This is a genomic window from Pseudophaeobacter sp. 1A16562 (assembly GCF_041008785.1).
GTDB lineage: Bacteria > Pseudomonadota > Alphaproteobacteria > Rhodobacterales > Rhodobacteraceae > Phycobacter > Phycobacter gallaeciensis_A.
Genome location: NZ_JAXGFT010000001.1, coordinates 305620 through 321205, shown reverse-complemented (window position 1 = coordinate 321205; position 15586 = coordinate 305620). Strand labels below are relative to the sequence as shown.

General features: G+C 63.8%; 18 protein-coding genes. All 18 read right to left on the bottom strand.

Features of this window, described 5'->3' with window-relative positions; genetic code table 11:
* Positions 1-34: 34 nt before the first annotated feature.
* A complete protein-coding gene (locus SM764_RS01535) occupies positions 35-451 on the bottom strand; it encodes a VOC family protein (RefSeq protein ID WP_368947275.1) in 417 nt (138 codons plus the stop codon).
* A gap of 89 nt (positions 452-540) precedes the next feature.
* Positions 541-1335, bottom strand: a complete 795-nt coding sequence (locus tag SM764_RS01530; protein WP_065272538.1) for a TIGR02186 family protein — start codon at positions 1333-1335, stop codon at positions 541-543.
* Positions 1335-2255, bottom strand: coding sequence for a sulfite exporter TauE/SafE family protein (locus tag SM764_RS01525; RefSeq protein WP_274827617.1), 921 nt, complete (start codon positions 2253-2255; stop codon positions 1335-1337). The genes SM764_RS01530 and SM764_RS01525 overlap by 1 nt, the downstream gene beginning before the upstream one ends.
* 192 nt (positions 2256-2447) lie before the next feature.
* Positions 2448-3455, bottom strand: a complete 1008-nt coding sequence (locus tag SM764_RS01520; protein ID WP_369000844.1) for an ABC transporter permease — start codon at positions 3453-3455, stop codon at positions 2448-2450.
* On the bottom strand, positions 3455-4549 hold the full coding sequence (locus tag SM764_RS01515; protein ID WP_274827619.1) for an ABC transporter permease: 1095 nt from the start codon (positions 4547-4549) through the stop codon (positions 3455-3457). Before SM764_RS01515 ends, SM764_RS01520 begins: the two co-directional genes overlap by 1 nt.
* Positions 4550-6079: an ABC transporter ATP-binding protein gene (locus tag SM764_RS01510; RefSeq protein WP_369000843.1), complete on the bottom strand. Its 1530-nt coding sequence runs from the start codon at positions 6077-6079 to the stop codon at positions 4550-4552. It abuts the gene before it with no gap.
* Positions 6080-6268: 189 nt separating this feature from the next.
* Entirely contained in the window at positions 6269-7264 is a 996-nt protein-coding gene (locus SM764_RS01505) for a BMP family lipoprotein (RefSeq protein ID WP_065272543.1), read from the bottom strand.
* 159 nt (positions 7265-7423) lie between these two features.
* Positions 7424-7861, bottom strand: a complete 438-nt coding sequence (locus SM764_RS01500) for a GNAT family N-acetyltransferase (protein ID WP_369000842.1) — start codon at positions 7859-7861, stop codon at positions 7424-7426.
* Positions 7854-8450 (bottom strand): tRNA (adenosine(37)-N6)-threonylcarbamoyltransferase complex dimerization subunit type 1 TsaB, encoded by a 597-nt coding sequence (tsaB, locus tag SM764_RS01495; RefSeq protein ID WP_065272545.1) that lies wholly within the window; start codon positions 8448-8450, stop codon positions 7854-7856. The genes SM764_RS01500 and tsaB overlap by 8 nt, the downstream gene beginning before the upstream one ends.
* 48 nt (positions 8451-8498) lie before the next feature.
* A complete protein-coding gene (locus tag SM764_RS01490) occupies positions 8499-9062 on the bottom strand; it encodes a NifU family protein (RefSeq protein ID WP_065272546.1) in 564 nt (187 codons plus the stop codon).
* A 121-nt stretch (positions 9063-9183) separates the two neighbouring features.
* A complete protein-coding gene (locus SM764_RS01485) occupies positions 9184-9639 on the bottom strand; it encodes a universal stress protein (protein ID WP_065272547.1) in 456 nt (151 codons plus the stop codon).
* Between the two features lie 21 nt (positions 9640-9660).
* Positions 9661-10731 carry an AbrB family transcriptional regulator gene (locus SM764_RS01480; RefSeq protein ID WP_369000841.1) on the bottom strand — a complete coding sequence of 357 codons (1071 nt, stop codon included), beginning with the start codon at positions 10729-10731 and terminating at the stop codon, positions 9661-9663.
* Positions 10724-11587: a branched-chain amino acid aminotransferase gene (locus SM764_RS01475; RefSeq protein WP_065272549.1), complete on the bottom strand. Its 864-nt coding sequence runs from the start codon at positions 11585-11587 to the stop codon at positions 10724-10726. The genes SM764_RS01480 and SM764_RS01475 overlap by 8 nt, the downstream gene beginning before the upstream one ends.
* 376 nt (positions 11588-11963) lie before the next feature.
* Complete coding sequence (locus tag SM764_RS01470) at positions 11964-12725, bottom strand: Phenylacetic acid catabolic protein (RefSeq protein WP_274827623.1); 762 nt, start codon at positions 12723-12725, stop codon at positions 11964-11966.
* A gap of 80 nt (positions 12726-12805) precedes the next feature.
* Entirely contained in the window at positions 12806-13879 is a 1074-nt protein-coding gene (gene paaE / locus SM764_RS01465; RefSeq protein ID WP_065272551.1) for a 1,2-phenylacetyl-CoA epoxidase subunit PaaE, read from the bottom strand.
* A gap of 10 nt (positions 13880-13889) precedes the next feature.
* Positions 13890-14363 carry a 1,2-phenylacetyl-CoA epoxidase subunit PaaD gene (gene paaD / locus SM764_RS01460; protein WP_065273708.1) on the bottom strand — a complete coding sequence of 158 codons (474 nt, stop codon included), beginning with the start codon at positions 14361-14363 and terminating at the stop codon, positions 13890-13892.
* 121 nt (positions 14364-14484) lie between these two features.
* Positions 14485-15246 carry a 1,2-phenylacetyl-CoA epoxidase subunit PaaC gene (gene paaC, locus SM764_RS01455; protein WP_369000840.1) on the bottom strand — a complete coding sequence of 254 codons (762 nt, stop codon included), beginning with the start codon at positions 15244-15246 and terminating at the stop codon, positions 14485-14487.
* Positions 15246-15530, bottom strand: a complete 285-nt coding sequence (paaB, locus tag SM764_RS01450; RefSeq protein WP_065272553.1) for a 1,2-phenylacetyl-CoA epoxidase subunit PaaB — start codon at positions 15528-15530, stop codon at positions 15246-15248. The genes paaC and paaB overlap by 1 nt, the downstream gene beginning before the upstream one ends.
* Positions 15531-15586 lie beyond the last annotated feature (56 nt).

The following is a 15586-nucleotide window of genomic DNA, read 5'->3' as shown; positions in this document are numbered from 1 at the left end:
GTGGTCGTGATCCTGTCGCCCTTGAAGACCTGGGCTAACCGTCTCGTCCCGGCTCGTTCGGGTTGCTGGAAAACAATGCGATCTTGTTGCCTTGTGGATCGCGCAAGTAGCCGACAAAGAACCGGGGGCCATAGGTGTCACGAAATCCTGGCGGCCCTTCGTCAGAGCCACCTGCGGCCAGCGCGGCGGCGTGGAGGGCGCGCACCTGTTCCTGGCTGCGCGCCTCAAAGGCCACCATGGCGCCATTGCCAGCCGAGGCCGCCTCTCCATCGAAGGGCGGTTTGACGTAGAAATCAGGCAGAGCGGGAGACTGGCCCGGCTCCACTGGCAGGGCGTAGCTTAGACCTTCAGGCCCCTCCGATAGCCCATAGCCAAGGGCCGGTAGGAAGGCAGAATAGAACTGTTTGGCACGCGTGATATCGTCAGCTCCGACGGTGACATAGGCGATCATGCTTGCTGTCCCATTGCGCGATACATCTGATTGCCAAGGTGGCAATCCGACTGGCTGTTTAGACTGCGAAACGGCATGAATTGACGCTCCTACCGGTCGCGCAGCAGCTGGAAGGCTGCCGAGGCGCCCCAGCCGGCAAGGACGGCAATAACCAGTGACATGATCCCGTAAATGAAGGGCCGTTCGCGCGAGAGGGCGTAGAGGAACCGCTCCAGCCCGACCTTGCGCACGTCGATTGCGGTTTCATAGCTGGAGACCACCTCGCCGCCGCGGGTCAGCAGCACGCGGGTGGTATAGGCGCCCTCGGTCAGGTTCGCGGGCATGTCGATCGCGGTGCGGAACAGGGTTTGCTGGTCCACGGTGACGGTGCTGGGCCGTAGGGAGTAAAGCCCTTCCTCGCGGCGGATGCGCACCACGGCCTCGGCAAAATCCTGGGCGCCGCGGATGTTCATCGCGGCCCCGACCGATCGGATGGCGCGTTCGACCGATACCTTGTGGCGCAGGTCCTCGATATCCGTCAGCACCGCGCCGAAGGGGGCGCTGGTGGCTACGGCGTAAAAGCTAGGCGCGGAGTCGACCAGCACGCTGTCGACATTGACCCAGATGCCAAGCTTCTTTTCCTTGCGACGCACGGTGACCGGGGCGGAGGGGCCGGACACGGTGACGATCACTTCGAGCGGCGGCGCATCCGCCGGGATCGGAGTGTCGCGTTTCACCGCGCCAAAAACCAGAATTTCAGAGCCGTCAAAATCAGCAGTAATGGCGACGCGGTTCTGGCTGAGGCCAAGCACAACCGCTTCGCGCTCGTTAGCGCGACCCGGGGAAGCGAGAACCGCAGGAAGGCTGAGCAGGGCAATTAGCAACAGGCGGAAGAGCGGCGTCATCAGTGACCTCCTGCCACGCCGAGCGAGAACAGCTCGTCCGGCTGAATAAGAAGCTCAAGCCCCAGTTTACCGCAGACCAGCAGCACCATCAGTGCCAGCAGGATCCGCAGCTGTTCGGCCTTGAGATAGGTGCCGATGCGGGTGCCGATCTGTGCCCCGACGACGCCGCCAACCAATAGGAGCACGGCCAGCACGATGTCCACGGTAAAGTTGGTCGTGGCGTGCAGCATGGTGGTAAAGGCGGTGACGAGGATGATCTGGAACAGCGAGGTTCCGACCACCACCTTGGTCGGCATGCCGAGGATATAGATCATCGCGGGCACCATGATAAAACCGCCGCCCACGCCCATGATCGCGGCCAGAATGCCGACAGCGACGCCGACCAGAACCGGCGGGATCACCGAGATATAAAGCCCGGAGGTGCGGAACCGCATCTTGAAGGGCAGGGCATGCACCCAGCTGCGCTGCCGCCGCGCTGCGGGCGCGCCGCCCGATTTGCGGGATTTGCGTAGGGCGCTGAGGCTTTCGATGAACATCAACCCGCCAACGACGCCAAGGAAGACAACGTAGCAGAGCTTCACCAGCAGATCGACCTGACCCATCTGTTTCAGATGGTTAAAGACCACCACGCCGAGCGCGGCGCCAAGCAGACCACCGGCCTGCAGCACAAGCCCCATCTTGATATCGACGGTACGCCTTCGAAAATGAGCAAGGACGCCGGAAAAAGAGGAAGCGACGATCTGGTTGGCCTCGGTCGCCACCGCTACGGCGGGCGGAATGCCGATGAAGAACAGCAGCGGCGTCATCAGAAATCCACCGCCGACGCCGAACATCCCGGAAAGGATACCCACCAGCCCACCCAGCCCCAGAAGAAGGAAGGCATTGACCGAAACCTCGGCGATGGGAAGGTAGATCTGCATACTCAATTTAGACCCCTTTGCCGGTGCAAAATCAACTGGCGATGCCGCCCCGCAGCATTCAGGACCGATAATCGGGATCAATCTGGACTTATCACCTCGACTGAGGGGGAAGGGCACGTGCAAAACACAAAACCGCCCGGCGTGGGGCCGGGCGGTTTGACTGGGTCATGCGGCTGTGTGAGCGGTGCGCTCTTAGCGCTCCTTCACGTAAGGTTCGCCGCCCGCGCGGGGCGGAATGGCCTTGCCGACGAAACCGGCCAGGATCACCACGGTCAGGATATAGGGCAGGGCATCCATCACCTGCACCGGGATGGTAACGCTGCCCAGTTCGATATTCTGGAACCGCAACGCGACCGCCTGCAACAGGCCGAACAGCAGGCAGGCGCCCATCGCGTGCCAGGGCCGCCATTTGGCAAAGATCAGCGCCGCCAGCGCGATGAAGCCACGACCGGCGGTCATGTCTTTCACGAAACCGGCCTGCAGGGCCGTCGCAAGATAGGCGCCCGCGATGCCACACAGAAGGCCGCAGATCGCAACGGCGGCAAACCGCAGCCCCACCACCGAAACACCGGCCGTGTCCACCGCTGCCGGGTTTTCCCCGACCGCGCGCAGACGTAGGCCGAAACGGGTGCGGAACAGAACCCACCAGGTGAGCGGCACCGCGAAGAAGGCGGCATAGACGAGGATGGAATGCCCCGACAGCAGCTCGGAATAGACCTGCTGGAACATGCCCGCTTCGGCGATCAGTTCGGACAGGGGGCGGCCCGCTGCCTCGGCGTCGCTGGGGCCGATGGCAAAGGGCAGTTCAAGACCGCCAAAGCGTCCTTCGCGCAGCAGCGAAGGCGTGCGCCCGCCTTGCTGGAACCAATCCTGGGCGATCAGCACGGTCATGCCTGCGGCCAGAAAGTTGATGGCAACCCCGGAAATCAACTGGTTGCCCCGGAAGGTGATCGAAGCGACCCCGTGCAGCCCGGCCAGCACCAGCGAGGAGGCGATACCCGCGAGCAGTCCCAGCCAGACATTGCCGGTGACTGCGGCCACCGCAGCGGACAGAAAGGCGGCCATCAGCATCTTGCCTTCAAGGCCGATGTCAAAGATGCCCGCGCGCTCTGAGAACAGGCCGGCCAGGCAGGCCAGAAGCAGCGGCGTCGCCAGACGGACGGTGCTGTCCAGCACCTGAATTATGGTCAGGAATTCCATCAGGCTTTCTCCTTCCGCAATGCAAGGAAGATCTTTTCAAGCGGTATCCGCACCATATTGTCCAGCGCGCCGGTAAAGAGGATGACCAGTGCCTGAATGACGACGATCAATTCGCGCGGGATCGAGGTCCAGAGCGCCAGTTCCGCGCCGCCCTGATAGAGGAAGCCAAAGAGGATGGCGGCCAGGAAAACGCCAAAGGGATGGTTGCGCCCCATCAGCGCCACGGCGATGCCGATGAAACCAGCGCCCTCGGTAGAGTTCAGAACCAGACGCTCGGCCTCGCCCATGACGTTGTTGATCGCCATCATGCCCGCAAGCCCACCCGAGATCAGCATCGAGATCATGATGATCTTCACCGGAGAGATTCCGGCATAAAGAGCGCCGGGTTCGGAATGGCCATAGGCGCGGATTTCATACCCCAGCCGCGTACGCCAGATCAGCAGCCAGACCACCACGCAGGCGGCAACGGCGACCAGAAGGCTCACGTTGGCCGGTGCCGATTTGGAAAAGGCGATACCGAATGGGGCCAGAAGCTCGTGCAGGCTTGGCAGGTGAACAGCTTCGGCAAAGCGGGCTGTGGCTGGATCCATGGCCCCTGCGGGCTTCAGCACATTGACCAGCATATAGTTCAGAACCGCGGCTGCGATGAAGTTGAACATGATGGTTGTGATGACGATATGGCTGCCGCGCTTGGCCTGAAGATAGGCCGGTATGGCAGCCCAGGCGGCCCCAAAGAGGGCAGCGCCTAGGGAGGCAAAGATCAGAGCCAGAGACCAGTGAGGCCAGGGGATGTAAAGGCAGACAAGCGCAACGCCAAGCCCCCCCAGCATCGCCTGACCTTCGCCGCCAATGTTGAACATCCGGGCGTGGAAGGCGACGGCGACCGCAAGGCCGGTGAATAGGAAATTGGTTGCATAGTACAGCGTGTAGCCCCAGCCGTAGGTGGAGCCGAGCGCGCCTGTCACCATCATCTTGACCGCGGCGAGTGGGTCCTCGCCGATGGCCAGAATGACCAGAGCCGACAGGAAGGCAGCCAGTATCAGGCTGATCAGCGGAATCAGGACCACATCGGCCCATTTCGGCATTTTTTCCATTTACGCGGCCTCCCCCGCGACACCGGCCATCAGAAGGCCCAGTTCCTTTTCATCGGTCTGATCGGCGGCGCGTTCGCCCATGATCATACCGTCAAACATCACCGCCACCCTATCAGACAGGGACAGGATCTCTTCCAGCTCGACCGAGACCAGAAGGATCGCCTTGCCATCATCGCGCAGGGCGACGATCTGCTTGTGAATGAATTCGATGGCGCCGATGTCGACGCCGCGGGTGGGCTGGCCGATCAGCAAGAGGTCGGGATTGCGCTCGATTTCACGGGCGACGACGATCTTCTGCTGGTTGCCGCCGGAAAAACTTTTGGCGGCCAGCCAGGGATCCGGCGGGCGCACGTCGAATTTCTCCATCTTCGCAGCGGTGTCGGCGCGCAGGGCGGCGTTGTCCATCAGAAGGCCCCGCTGGTATTCCGGCGCGTGGTGATAGCCAAAGGCGACGTTTTCCCAGGCGTGGAAATCCATGATCAACCCCTCGCGCTGTCGGTCTTCGGGGACATGGGCCACATGGGCGGCGCGGCGTGCCCGCCCGTCCGATCCGGCGCCGGACAGGGGCAGCGGTGTGCCATTGAGGCGGATCGTGCCGGTGCCGGGGCGCATACCGCCCAGCACCTCCAGCAGCTCCGACTGGCCATTGCCCGCCACACCGGCGATGCCGAGGATCTCTCCGGCGCGCACATTGAGGTCGATGCCCTTGACGCGCTCGACGCCTGCCTCGTCCACGACGCGCAGGTTCTCGACTTCCAGGATCGGCTTGCCGGGCTTCGCGGGGACCTTGTCCACGCGCAGCAGCACCTTGCGGCCCACCATCAGCTCGGCCAGATGTTCGGGGCTGGTCTCGGCGGTTTTTACCGTTGCGGTCATCTCGCCGCGGCGCATGACGCTGACCGTGTCGGTCGCCTCCATGATCTCGCGCAGCTTGTGGGTAATCAGGATGATCGTCTTGCCCTCGGCGCGCAGGCGGTCGAGGATGCGGAACAGCTGGTCGGCCTCTGCCGGGGTCAGAACGCCGGTGGGTTCGTCCAGGATCAGGATCTCGGCCTTGCGGTAAAGCGCCTTCAGGATCTCGACCCGCTGCTGCATGCCGACACCGATCTCGTCGATGCGCTTGTCCGGGTCCACGAAGAGTTCGTATTCCTCTTCCAGCGCCTTCAGTTCCTTGCGGGCGCGGGTCAGCGAGGGCATCAACAGCCCGCTGTCCTCGGCGCCCAGAACAATGTTTTCCAGCACCGTGAAATTCTCGACCAGCTTGAAATGCTGGAACACCATGCCGATCCCGGCGGAAATGGCGGCCTGGCTGTCTGGGATCTCGGTCTTCTTGCCGTTGATCCAGACCTCGCCGCTGTCGGCCTTGTAAAAGCCGTAAAGGATACTCATCAGGGTGGATTTGCCGGCGCCGTTTTCGCCGATGATCCCGTGGATCGTGCCGGGGGCGACGCTGATGGAGATGTCCTTGTTGGCCTGGACGGGGCCAAAGGCCTTGGAGATGCCTTTCAGTTCAATCGCTGGTGCCGTCATTCTGGCTCCTCAACATGCGGGGGCGCGGACCGGTTGGTGCCGGGGTGATGCGCAGGGGGCGGATACCGGTGCGGCAGTGCGTCCCTCGGATGGGATGGAAAAACCAAACCCGGAGGCGGCGTTGCGGCAGCCTCCGGGTAAAGTGGGCTCTGGCTATGCCTTTTCAGGCCGGGCCAGAGCGGTTGCCGATCAGAACGACAGCGCCGGGCAGCTGTCGTCGGACATGTAGTCATGTACCTTCAGCTCGCCCGAGGCGATCTTGGCTGCTGCAGCGTCCACCATGGCTTTCATCTCGTCCGAAACCAGCGGTGCGTTGTTGTCGTCGAGCGCGTAGCCGACGCCGCCATTGGCCAGCCCCATGACCGAGAAACCGGTTTCCATGTCAGCGCCATCGCTGAAGGCCTCGTAAACCGCGTTGTCCACGCGTTTCATCATCGAGGTCAGTACCTTACCCGGGTGCAGGTGGTTCTGGTTGCTGTCCACGCCGATGGACAGGATGTCCTCATCCGCAGCGGTCTGCAGAACGCCCACGCCGGTGCCGCCTGCCGCAGCATAGACCACGTCAGCGCCCTGGCTGATCTGCGCCTTGGTCAGTTCGGAGCCTTTTACCGGGTCGTTCCAGGCCGCCGGGGTGGTGCCGGTCATGTTGGCGATCACCTTGGCGTCGGGGTTGGCGGCCATCACGCCCTGGGCATAGCCACAGGCGAATTTGCGGATCAGCGGGATGTCCATGCCACCGATGAAGCCGACGGTGCCGGATTTGGAGGCCTCAGCCGCCATCATGCCGACGAGGTAGGAGCCCTCGTGCTCGTTGAAGACAACCGAGCGCACGTTGGGCGCGTCCACGACCATGTCGATGATGGTGAATTTGGTGTCCGGGTAATCGGCAGCCACCTGGCCCAGAGCGTCAGCAAAGGCAAAGCCCGCCATCACGATCGGGTTGGAGCCCGCTTCGGCAAAACGGCGCAGGGCCTGCTCGCGCTGGGCTTCGGACTGCAGTTCGATTTCGCGGAAGCTGCCGCCGGTTTCATCGGCCCAGCGTTTTGCGCCCATGAACGCCGCTTCGTTGAAGGATTTGTCGAATTTGCCGCCAAGGTCAAAGATCAGCGCCGGATCCGCCAGGGCCGCGCCCGCAGTGACGGCCAGTGCGGCCGAGCCGCCCATCAGGGTTTTCATCAGGCTCATTAGAATACTCCCAGTTGTGTTTTATGATTGTCACAGCCGCCGTTGGGCTGCCCGGTGCGTTATGTGACCGGGACGAATAGAGGTGCGGCAATTTAGCCCGCAGCATCGCGGCAGGGTCAACCGCTTTTTGACCAAACGGTGGAATTCCATACGGGTGGCCTAACGTAAGCTGCACCGCATAAGCACCGCGTCCACAGGGGCGGCGCCTTTGCGGGCATAATACCCGGGCCGGGTGCCGCAAGTGGCGAATCCGCATGCGTCATACAGCGCCTGCGCCGGGGCATTGTCGGCGGCCACCTCCAGAAAGGCTTCGGTGGCGCCGCGTGTGCGGGCGAGATCCTGCCAGTCCTGCATCACCTGCCGGGCCAGACCCTGGCGCTGGTGCGCGGGGTGGGTGGCGATGGTCAACAGCTCGGCTTCATCCGCGATGACGCGGACAAGGGCGAAACAGCGGGCATCACCGATTGCAAAGGTCAGGGGGCTGTCCTGCAGATCGGCGAATTCCGCAGCGCTCCAGGGGCGCGACTGGGTAAAGGCCGCGGCGTGGGTCTTGGCCATGTCGTCTGTGGCTGGGGCAGGGGCCACGGCGTCAGCCATCGATCAGCGCAGGCGGAGTATCGCGCGCGGGCGCGGCATCGGCAGCGCGCAGATAGAGGGGCGCGGGGGCGGCGGTGTCCTGATCCATCCGGGCGGCTGCCAGACGCGCGATCGCCTCGGCCAGCCCTGCGGGAGAGGCCTCGGGCGCAAAGGTCAGCCCGGCACCGCGCGCGGCTTCTTCGGCTTCCTCGCGGGGCATCAGACGCGGTGCCTGATCCGGCAGGGCGGCATAGACCTGATCACGCGGGGCGGGAATGCCGGGCAGGGTTCCTGTGGCGGCGCGGGCGTCAAAACCGTCGATGCCCACGGCCGGAACGCCAAGACCCAGCGCCAGACCTCGGGCGGCGGAAACGGCGATGCGGATACCGGTGAAATTGCCGGGGCCGACGCCGACACCGATGGCATCCAGATCCGCCCATGTGGCGCCGCCTGTCGCCAGCACCTCTTCCAGCAGCGGCATCAGCCGTTCGGCCTGCCCGCGTGTCATCGGCTCCAGCGCCTCGGCAACAAGGGTGTCACCGCGCAGCAAAGCGGCCGCGCAATGCGCGGCCGATGTGTCAAAGCCCAGAACCAGTGGTTCGGTTGTCATCCTCTGTCCTTTCAGGTCGCCAGCATGGCGACGGGTCTGTCCTGCCGCTCAGACGGCGACCGGGCGGACCTCGGTGACTTCGGGGATGTAGTGGCGCAGCAGGTTCTCGATGCCCATTTTCAAGGTCAGCGTCGAGGAGGGACAACCCGCGCAGGCGCCTTGCATATGCAGGTAGACGACGCCGCGTTCAAAGCCGTGGAAAGTGATGTCACCGCCGTCCTGGGCCACTGCCGGGCGCACGCGGCTGTCCAGCAAGTCCTTGATCTGGTTCACGACTTCACCGTCTTCGCCGCTGTGTTCGGCATGGCCCGAGGCCTGCTCACCGCCCGCGCTGATCACCGGCTGGCCGGATTGGTAATGCTCCATCACCGCGCCCAGGATGGCAGGTTTGATGTGATCCCATTCGACGTCGTCGGCCTTGGTGACGGTGACGAAATCATTGCCGAAGAACACGCCGGTGACGCCGCTGACGGCGAAGATGCGGCTGGCCAGAGGAGAGCTCTCTGCCGCTTCGGGGCTGGCGAAATCGGCGGTGCCTGCCTCCAGAACGGTCTGCCCCGGAAGGAATTTCAGCGTCGCCGGGTTGGGCGTGGATTCGGTCTGAATGAACATTTCGGGTCTCCGTTGGTCTGCAGGAGATATGCGCGCCGTGGCCGCACAAGTCAAGGTTTGGAACGGTTCTAAATTACCAGAGCCATCTGTGCATCAGGAAACAGCGGCAGCAATTGGGGGCTCAGGTAATCGCTTCCAGCCGGTCCTTGGACAGATCGCCCGGCACGATGGTGATTGGCACCGGCAGGCTGCCCGAGGTCTTGCTCAGCTGGTTTACCAGCGGTCCCGGCCCCTTGCGGTCGGTGCCCGCGCCCAGCACCAGAACGCCGATGTCGGGATCGGCTTCGATCTGGGCCAGGATCTCGGGCACGGCCTCGCCTTCGCGGATGATCAGCTCCGGATCCACCCCCTGACGGTCGCGCATCCATTTGGCGAAAACCTCGAAATGGGCATGGATGCGTTCGCGGGCCTCTTCGCGCATGACCTCGCCCACGCCGATCCAGTGATTGAATTCATCGGGTGGGATCACCGACAGGATCGCCACCCCGCCACCGGTGCGGGCCGCCCGCATCGCGGCGAACCGCATGGCGTTCAGACATTCGCGGCTGTCATCCAGCACAACCAGAAATTTGCGCATCTGTAGCCTCCACAATCCTGATCAATCTGCCCGAGGGGCCGCGTCCTGTCCATTGCTTTTCAGTGCGGCGCTGTTTGCCACCCGGGTTGCGTAGAGCATCAGGACCACCGCCAGCACCATCAGGCGGAACAGATGCGCCGCCGCGACAAAGGTAGGATCGGCGCCAAGCGCGGCGCCGAGAATGATCATGGTTTCCAGCCCGCCGGGGGAAAATCCCAGCAGCACATCCAACAGCGGCAGGCCCGACAGATAGGCCGCCGGCAGGGCCGCTATCGCTGCCAGCCCGCAGGTCAGAAGGACGATCACGCCGCCCGCCAGCAGGCTGCCCTGCAATTCGCGCCAGCTCATGCCGGTAAAGCGTCCCCCGATAAGGCTGCCCATCAGGATCAGCGCGCCCTGCGCCCCCCAGCCGGGCAACCCGCCCGCAGTCCAGCCGCCAAGATGGGTCGTCGCAGCGACGGTTATCCCGGCAATCAGCGTCGGGGCGGGCAGTTTGATCCGGCGCAGCAGCGGCGCGATAGCAAGGGCGATGGCGATTTGGATCGCGATCCAGCCCAGTGGTGTCACCGCAGCGCTGCCCGGCAGGCCAAAACCGATCTCCATCCCCGCAATGGTTGCCCCCAGCGGCACCAGCAGGGTCAGCGACATCAACCGGATCGAGGCCAGCACCATCGGCCGCGTCAGGGACAGAGACAGGCTGTCCGCCAGCGCGATCACCAGCCCCAGATGCCCGGGCGCGGCGGCGAGAAAGGATTCGTGTCGTTCAAACGGCAGGATGCGGGGCACCAGGCTACGCCCGGCGAAGGGCGTGACAATGGTCAGGGCCGCCAGCAGGCCAAAGGCCACTGGCCAGCGCATCATGGCGGCAAAACTTTCGGGGCTGACCATCGAACCGATGCTGAGCCCCATCACCAGAAACGCCGCATCCCGCAGCCGGGGCGCGATATCCATCGGTGCGCCCCAGAGCCCGGCAAGGCTGACGGCGATGGCAGGCCCGGCCAGCAGGGCCATCGGCATATGGATCAGGGAGGCGATCAAAGCTCCGACCCCGCCGACGGCGATGGTCAGAAAGCTTTGCCGCCACTCACCCATGCGTGGCAGCCCAGTCCCAATACATCTCGCGCACGCGGCGGGCCATGGGGCCGATCTGATACTGACGGTCGTCGAAAGCGGTGACCGGGGTGACCTTGCTCATGTTGCCGGACATGAAGACTTCGTCGGCCTCCTCAAAGTCCTTAAAGCTCAGCACGGTTTCATGCACGGTGACGCCGTCGGCCTTCAGGTTCTTGATGTGACGGGCGCGGGTGATGCCGGCCAGGAAGGTGCCGTTGGCGATGGGGGTAAAGACCTCTCCGTCGCGCACCATGAAGATATTGGCGGTGGCGGTTTCGGCCACGTTGCCCATGGCATCCTGCACCAGCGCGTTGGCAAAGCCCTTGGCCCGGGCCTCGCGCAGCATGCGGGCGTTGTTGGGGTAAAGGCAGCCGGCCTTGGCGTTGACTACGGCGTTCTCCAGCACCGGGCGGCGGTACTGGGTGCGGGTCAGCGTGGCGCTGGCATCCGCCGGGGCCATCGGGATCTCTTCCAGGCAGAGCGCGAACTTGGTGGTCTCCGGCTCGGGCGCAATCATCGTCGCATCGCCATCGGTGGCCCAGTACATCGGGCGGATATAGACCGCAGCGCCGGGGGCAAAGCGTTTCAGCCCCTCGCGGGTGATCTCCACCATATCCTCGACCGAGACGGTGGGTTTCATCATCAGCGCCGAGGCCGAGGCATTGGCGCGGGCGCAGTGTAGATCCAGATCCGGCGTCACCCCGTCAAACAGCCGCGCCCCGTCAAAGATCGAAGAGCCAAGCCAGGCCGCGTGGTCGGCGGCGGACATGATTGGCACGTCCCCGTCGTGCCACTGACCGTTGAAGTAGGTGTGGATGGTGCTGCCAGCTGCCATGATCGGGGCCTTTCAAAATGTCTTGCGTCCCCGGGACACTAGGAGGCTCTTCCGGCAAGGTCCAGTGCCCGGTCGGCGCTTCTTTGCACATGGGTGTGTGGGGGCTGTGGAGGTGTTGCGTTGCCACTGCGCGCCGGGACAAGGAGCTGGCAAGCTGTTTCGCACGCGAAACAAATGGGAAAACACCGAGGATCGGGCGCTTTGCGCGCGCCGCCCGGCGCGCGCCCGGCCCAAGGGGACAAGGCGCATCTGCGATGCACCGCGTCCGGGCGGGAGTGCCCCGCCTGCCTGCCCGCCTGACTATATGGGCGCTTTTCTGGGAGACCACGCAGGACCCTGCGTCGGGACCTGCGCCGAATTGGGGGACCGGAGCGGCTCAGTTGCCCGGTGTCAGGCCCAGCTTCCCAAGGATCGCACCCGCGTCTGCGGCCCAGCGGTCGTGCAGCTCGGCATTGGTGTCATGGCGCAGGCCCATCGCGCGCAGCCCGTCGAATTTCTCCGAGGTTTGCGAGCCGAAAGAGGCGGCAACGCGGGGCCACCAGTAGTCCACCGCTTCCTGCGCCTGCGCTGTCTCGCCGTTCTCTACCAGCTGGGTCAGCCCCTCTTCGGCCAGCTCGGCATGGCGCTGCTCGATCGGGGCGATGCTGCGGAAAGCCTCGGCCAGCGGCTGGTAGGAGACCTGCGACAACTCCCCAAGCTGCACCGTGACAGCGCGACCCATCAGAAGGTTCATCACCACTGCGTCAAGCCAGCCTTCCAGCGGGTAGTTGAACACCGCAAGGCGCATGTCGTGCTTGCTGCGGCTCTGGCCGATGTCGGCATCGCGGGTCAGCCGCGCGGTCCAGGGGTGGTGATCGGCGTAGGCCTCGGTGTCGGCGCCGAATTCCCCCATGATCCGCAGCACCTTGTCGGCATTGTCGGATTTCTCCAGCACGATCTTGGCGGCGGCGATGCGGGCCTTGATGCCGGGACCTTCGTTGATGATATCGGCAAAGCCCGCCGCCCCGGCGAGCTCGCTGTCGACAAAGGTCGCCATCAGTTTCAAGAGTTCCGCACGATAGCGCGGCGGCACGTTGGATGGATTGGTGAGCTTGCCGCCCTGCGCAAGATAGCTGCTGAGGCTCATGTCCTCGGCCATATCTGATCCTCCCTGAATTCGGCCCTGTGAAACGGGCCCTTAAACACAGACGCGCCCGGAAGGGCGCGCCATGAAATGCATTACTGATCGTAATCCACGACCACCCTATCGGTGACAGGATAGGCCTGGCAGGACAAGACGTAGCCCTTTTCGACCTCGTAATCTTCGAGCGCGTGGTTGGTGACCATTTCCACCTCGCCTTCCAGCACCTTGCAGCGGCAGGTGGAGCAGACCCCGGCCTTGCAGGCATAGGGCGCGTCCATGGCGTTCTCCAGCGCCGCATCCAGGATGGTGGTGTCCTTGCCCATCTCGATGGTCTGGGTGGCGCCATCAAGGGTGATCGCGGCAGAGGTCTGGTTCGCGTTGCTGGCCGCATCGGCGGCGCTTGCCTTGCGCTTGGCCCGGCCGGGCTGGGCGCTGGCGAAGAGCTCGAACTTGATCTGATCGTCCTTCAGGCCAGCCGTGCGCAGCGCTGCGGCGATGCCCAGCATCATCGGTTCCGGCCCGCAGATAAAGGCGGTGTCGACGTTGTCGATATCAATCCAGTGCTCGAACAGCTGGGCGCATTTCTCCTCGGTCACCAGACCGGTGAAGAGGTCGATCTCCTGCGCATCGCTTTCCAGAATGTGGATGACGTTGAAGCGCCCCATGTAGAGGTTCTTCAGGTCCTCCAGCTCCTCGCGGAACATGATCGTGTTGACGCCCTTGTTGGCGTAAACCAGCGTGAAGGTCGAATTTGGCTCGGCCGCCAGGGTGGTCTTCAAGATCGACAGCACCGGGGTGATGCCGGATCCGCCGGCAAAGCCGAGATAGGATTTTTCGGCGCCAGCATCAAGCGGCGTGAAGAAGGTGCCCATCGGCGCCATCGCCTGCAGGGTGTCACCGGGTTTCAGGTCGGTATTGGCCCAAGTCGAAAAGGCGCCGCCATCAACGCGCTTGATGCCGACCTGCAGGATGCCGTCCTCCTTGCCCGCGCAGATCGAGTAGCTGCGGCGCAGCTCCTCGCCGTCGAAATCGCGGCGGAAGGTCAGGTACTGGCCTTGGGTGAAATCGAACTCCGCCGCCGCGCCATTGGCGGGCTTCAGGGAGACAACAACCGCATCGCGGATCGTCTTGCGGACATCGGTGACTTCTAGATCGTGAAAGCGCGCCATGGAGGTCTCCTCAGATGCACTTGAAATAATCAAAGGGTTCGAGGCAGTCCTGACAGCGCCAGTGTGCCTTGCACGGGGTGGAGCCGAACTGGCTCACACGGGTGACGTTCTTGCTGCCGCAATGGGGGCATTTTTCTGGGCCGCCTGCGGCCTGGGGCGGAGCGATGCCGTATTCTTCCAGCTTGGCGCGGCCCTTTTCCGACAACCAGTCGGTGGTCCAGGGCGGGGCGATCTGGGTTTTGAGGCGGATGTCCTCGACCCCGTGATCGCGCAGGGCGGTTTCGATATCCATGTTGATCACCGCCGTCGCAGGGCAGCCCGAATAGGTCGGGGTGACAGCCACCTCCAGCGTATCGCCGTCCCAGGCGACACCGCGGATGATGCCGAGATCGACCAGAGAGATCACCGGGATTTCCGGATCGGGCACGGCGTCCAGCCATTCCCAGATCTGCTCCACGCTTGGCTTGTCTACTGTTTGGCTCATGTGGCTCACTCCACTTTAGCTTTGCCCGGTCGATAGGCCGGGCAGCCCCCGACCTCCCCCACGGGAGGGGGCTTCACCCCCACCCGAGGCCGGGGGTGCCCTTACTGTGATGCGGTTGTCGTTACCACTTGGCGCCGGGATAGGCGCGCTGCAGCCACTGCATATGGGTCAGCAGGTGGCCCAGATGCTCGGTGTGCATCTTGCCGGTGCGCCCACCCTTGTGACCAAAGGCACTGTCCGGGATGGTCAGCGTTGCCTCGCCCATGATCCGGCCGATCAGCGCATCGAAATCACCCCGCAGGCAGGCCGGGTCGGGTGCGATACCCGCCTTGACCATCTCCGCATCCACATCGTCGGACTGGAACATCTCGCCCACATAGGGCCAGAGGTAGTCCAGCGCCTCTTGCATGCGGCGGTGGCTTTCCTCGGTGCCATCGCCCAGACCTACGACCGTATCGGCCGAGCGTTCCAGATGATAGGCGACTTCTTTGCTGGCCTTGGCGGCAATCGCGGCGACCCGTTCGTCACTGGATTTCATCAGGTGACCCAGCTGGATCGAGTGCCAGGCATCGAACAGGCACTGGCGCATCAGGGTGCGGCCAAAGTCGCCGTTGGGCACCTCGACCAGCAGCACGTTGCGGAAATCCCAGACATCGCGCAGGAAGGCGAGGTCATCGGCGCTCTTGCCTTCCCCCTGCACTTCGCCCGCAAGGCCAAGCCACATCTGGGTCTGGCCGATGAGGTCGAGCGCGGTATTGGCCAGCGCGATATCCTCTTCCAGAACCGGCGCGTGGCCACACCATTCGCTGACGCGGTGGCTCAGAATCAGGGTGTTGTCACCCATCCGCAAAAGGAACTGAGTAAAGGCTTCCTCGCGGGTCATCACATCGCCCCCACTTCTTCGGGGATGTCAAAGAAGGTCGGGTGGCGGTAGACCTTGGATTCCGACGGCTCGTACAGCGGGCCTTTGTCGCCGGGCGAAGAGGCGGCGATATTGTTCGCCTCGACAACCCAGATCGACACGCCTTCGTTGCGGCGTGTGTAGACGTCGCGGGCGTTTTTGATCGCCATTTCGGCGTCCGGCGCGTGCAGCGATCCGACGTGGCGGTGGCTCATGCCATGCTGACCGCGGATAAAGACTTCCCAAAGGGGCCATTCATGTTTCATGGGGTGTTCCTCCTGGCTGAGGGGCCACCCTGCCGCAGGTCTATGATGGACTGGGC

What these genes read in the sequence shown, in the direction of transcription:
- paaC (WP_369000840.1), bottom strand. Translation starts at nt 15,246, where the DNA reads ATGACCCGCGAGGAAGCCTTTACTCAGTTCCTTTTGCGGATGGGTGAC.
- SM764_RS01510 (WP_369000843.1), bottom strand. Translation starts at nt 6,079, where the DNA reads ATGACGGCACCAGCGATTGAACTGAAAGGCATCTCCAAGGCCTTTGGC.
- paaB (WP_065272553.1), bottom strand. Translation starts at nt 15,530, where the DNA reads ATGAAACATGAATGGCCCCTTTGGGAAGTCTTTATCCGCGGTCAGCAT.
- SM764_RS01470 (WP_274827623.1), bottom strand. Translation starts at nt 12,725, where the DNA reads ATGGCCGAGGACATGAGCCTCAGCAGCTATCTTGCGCAGGGCGGCAAG.
- SM764_RS01525 (WP_274827617.1), bottom strand. Translation starts at nt 2,255, where the DNA reads ATGCAGATCTACCTTCCCATCGCCGAGGTTTCGGTCAATGCCTTCCTT.
- SM764_RS01485 (WP_065272547.1), bottom strand. Translation starts at nt 9,639, where the DNA reads ATGCGCAAATTTCTGGTTGTGCTGGATGACAGCCGCGAATGTCTGAAC.
- SM764_RS01530 (WP_065272538.1), bottom strand. Translation starts at nt 1,335, where the DNA reads ATGACGCCGCTCTTCCGCCTGTTGCTAATTGCCCTGCTCAGCCTTCCT.
- SM764_RS01500 (WP_369000842.1), bottom strand. Translation starts at nt 7,861, where the DNA reads ATGGCTGACGCCGTGGCCCCTGCCCCAGCCACAGACGACATGGCCAAG.
- SM764_RS01490 (WP_065272546.1), bottom strand. Translation starts at nt 9,062, where the DNA reads ATGTTCATTCAGACCGAATCCACGCCCAACCCGGCGACGCTGAAATTC.
- SM764_RS01520 (WP_369000844.1), bottom strand. Translation starts at nt 3,455, where the DNA reads ATGGAATTCCTGACCATAATTCAGGTGCTGGACAGCACCGTCCGTCTG.
- paaE (WP_065272551.1), bottom strand. Translation starts at nt 13,879, where the DNA reads ATGGCGCGCTTTCACGATCTAGAAGTCACCGATGTCCGCAAGACGATC.
- SM764_RS01535 (WP_368947275.1), bottom strand. Translation starts at nt 451, where the DNA reads ATGATCGCCTATGTCACCGTCGGAGCTGACGATATCACGCGTGCCAAA.
- tsaB (WP_065272545.1), bottom strand. Translation starts at nt 8,450, where the DNA reads ATGACAACCGAACCACTGGTTCTGGGCTTTGACACATCGGCCGCGCAT.
- SM764_RS01505 (WP_065272543.1), bottom strand. Translation starts at nt 7,264, where the DNA reads ATGAGCCTGATGAAAACCCTGATGGGCGGCTCGGCCGCACTGGCCGTC.
- SM764_RS01480 (WP_369000841.1), bottom strand. Translation starts at nt 10,731, where the DNA reads ATGGGTGAGTGGCGGCAAAGCTTTCTGACCATCGCCGTCGGCGGGGTC.
- SM764_RS01475 (WP_065272549.1), bottom strand. Translation starts at nt 11,587, where the DNA reads ATGGCAGCTGGCAGCACCATCCACACCTACTTCAACGGTCAGTGGCAC.
- SM764_RS01515 (WP_274827619.1), bottom strand. Translation starts at nt 4,549, where the DNA reads ATGGAAAAAATGCCGAAATGGGCCGATGTGGTCCTGATTCCGCTGATC.
- paaD (WP_065273708.1), bottom strand. Translation starts at nt 14,363, where the DNA reads ATGAGCCAAACAGTAGACAAGCCAAGCGTGGAGCAGATCTGGGAATGG.